The sequence below is a fragment of the Candidatus Albibeggiatoa sp. nov. BB20 genome, from assembly GCA_016744725.1.
Lineage (GTDB): Bacteria > Pseudomonadota > Gammaproteobacteria > Beggiatoales > Beggiatoaceae > Albibeggiatoa.
Genome location: JADGDW010000279.1, coordinates 1 through 2,649, shown reverse-complemented (window position 1 = coordinate 2,649; position 2,649 = coordinate 1). Strand labels below are relative to the sequence as shown.

Genomic DNA, 2,649 nt, shown 5'->3' with positions numbered 1-2,649 from the left:
TACTTAAACTATTAATATTAAAAATATTATTTTATCATCCAATCGCTACAATCCCAATCTAGCATTATTTCCAAAGTTTGTATTTCTTGCGCAAAAATGCTTTGTAAATATTGCTTATCTTCGCTAGTTATTTTTGAATGATAAGGCAGTGCATAAACTTCATTGATTTGATGTAGCTCCTCCGTTGAGGCCAATTTTAAAAACCGAAATACTGAATTTAAAGCTGATTGTGGCTGATTTTTAAACACATCATATTTCAGTGCTAATAATTGTTGTCTAGGAAAATATTGTAACATCCGTTTTAGCTGCTGACTGTAGAAGCCTCGGCCAATACAAGAGAATTTTTTATGCTCAGTCACGCCCTGTTCTTTCAATAAAAGCTCATGTTGTAGTGCTTCTCTAAATGAAAAAGCGTGTGCATTATTATGCTGTTGCATATTCCAATGTGAATAGGCTCGCTCAATAGGATTTCGCAAAATCACAATTAATTTTATATTAGGATTATATTGATAAATGCGCTGCAGGGAAGCGTGCCAATACATATAAGCAGGGGTTGCCTCTCCCCATAATTGATATGGCTGAGCAGTTGAAAAATGGTTGTGATAATCTGCATAGTTGGGGGTGTCTGTTGTAAAAAATCCATCATTATCAAATAAATGTAATTCTTTCTGCCGTGACATATAAATATCAGAGCGCTCTCCCAAACTTTGAGCCAATGCAGAAGTTCCAGCTTTTTGCGCACCACAGATTAAAAAATCGACGAGTTGAGTAACTTGGGACATTTTTGTATTCTTTAGATTGAATGGACAAATTTACAGTAACACTACATTTTTTTATATTTTTATGTAATAAGCCCCGCACATAACATCAGGAAAAATAAGATTAAATATGTGCTTATAAGATTGATATTTCTAATAATCTATCCATACAAGTAATCTTGGATACACCAAAAATTAAAATATGGATTACTTATCATTTCCTAGGCTTGATTTTTCTTATACGCTTTACAATTACGTGCAATCTTTCTGGCAAGTTGTTCAAAGTCTTGATACGCATTTTGGGCAGCGTGGATACTGCCTCCCACTGCGCCATCCGCTGAAGTTAGCTGGAAAATAGGCTTATGTGCCGTTTGTGCCAAGGGCATTAAGCTCTTGTAATGCTTAACCAAAGCCAAACAATATACATCATCACTAATGTCTTGTTCTGTTTCAGGTATATCTAAAATCGTGCGGCGATAAGTATTCGGAATTTTATCTATCCAGCGTTGATAGGCTTTAGCAGGCTTATCGGGGCGTGATGAATGCTGTAAATGTTGCTGAACCACATAACCCACGGGTTGCATTTTGGCTGTAGGTAACTTCAAGTCATGGCTAGGATTTTTCTTTGTACGCTCATGCCATTCTAATCGCCAGCGACGCAAAGTAGGCCCTAAGTTTTGTAAACCTTGCAGTGAGAATAAATCAGGAGATAAAGGCACAACAACATAATCCGCAGCAATCATTGCAGCACGATTAATTGCACCTAAGTTGGGGCCTAAATCAAGCAAAACTACATTTGGGGAATACATTGCCATTGAGCGTTGTATTAATCGCCAAAATGCAGAAGTCATGCGAAATGATAGTTCTTTTCTATCCATACATCCCGGCCATTCTGTCGACAAATTATCTTCAAAGCCAGATAGGAACAAATCACCAACTAATAGTGATAAACCGGGGCGTACATCTTCCAATTGAGGTGTTGCAATATCCCCAACGCCTCGCACCAAGGGCTGTACACAACGATAAATAGTATTTGGTCGATTATTTTGTAGCCAGATTTCTTCTAAACGTTCTTCTTCTAAAAAGGCAGCGGTTAAATTTGCTTGAGGGTCTAAATCAGCGGCAATCACTCTTAAACCCAACTGGTGATACATCCAAGCTAAATGATAAACCAGTGAAGTTTTACCTACGCCACCTTTGTTGTTAAAAAACGCAATAATAGGAATGCTCATGGTGTTTCGCTTTAATCATACTGCGTCGCATTGTAACCGAAATCACTAAGCTATGGGCAAAATGCTGATTACATGAGAGTGTAGAAAATGTTGTTAACCTCAAATTTAGACTAATCTTAAATTTTAAGCTTTATCAAAATAAGTATTGTTGAAACTCATAATTGCTAAAGGTGTATTTCAAGTTTAGTGCTTGGTGCGTCTTTTCACTCACAATATAATCACAATTACACACATGAGCTCCCAAAGCAGGCTAATTTGATTAAGTTTATATAATAAGTTCCAACAATCTCTTTATGTTCATTCACAGCTACAAACATAATTGCAGGTATATCAATCCAAACCTTATGTGCTTCCTGTTCTGTGTAATCTGTGGCGAAAAAATATAGGTTCAGTCATCTGTCAAACCGCAGCCCAATCTTGTTGTTCAAAAAGCCTGATATTCATTGAATTTATTGGTATTTATTTTCTATAAAAAGGTTGAAGCCTGACAAACTCCAAAACATTCATGTCAAGCTCATGTTATTTAGAACAGCTTTTTAAAAATCAATGGTTATCAATTGGTAACAATAAGTTGTTTTTAGATAAAAAACAATCATTTACTGATTTTTATGCAATTATTTCAGCACTTTATCAGCTTATATCTGTCCATAATATAATCC

General features: G+C 35.9%; 2 protein-coding genes. Both read right to left on the bottom strand.

From position 1 onward, the window contains the following. Positions 1-26: 26 nt before the first annotated feature. The gene (locus ABXH34_RS18535; protein WP_353573375.1) at positions 27-782 is read right to left on the bottom strand and encodes a sulfotransferase domain-containing protein; all 756 of its coding nucleotides are present in this window, start codon (positions 780-782) and stop codon (positions 27-29) included. Between the two features lie 197 nt (positions 783-979). Then, a complete protein-coding gene (locus ABXH34_RS18530; protein ID WP_353573374.1) occupies positions 980-1,990 on the bottom strand; it encodes a ParA family protein in 1,011 nt (336 codons plus the stop codon). Positions 1,991-2,649: the final 659 nt, after the last annotated feature.

What these genes read in the sequence shown, in the direction of transcription:
- ABXH34_RS18535 (WP_353573375.1), bottom strand. Translation starts at nt 782, where the DNA reads ATGTCCCAAGTTACTCAACTCGTCGATTTTTTAATCTGTGGTGCGCAA.
- ABXH34_RS18530 (WP_353573374.1), bottom strand. Translation starts at nt 1,990, where the DNA reads ATGAGCATTCCTATTATTGCGTTTTTTAACAACAAAGGTGGCGTAGGT.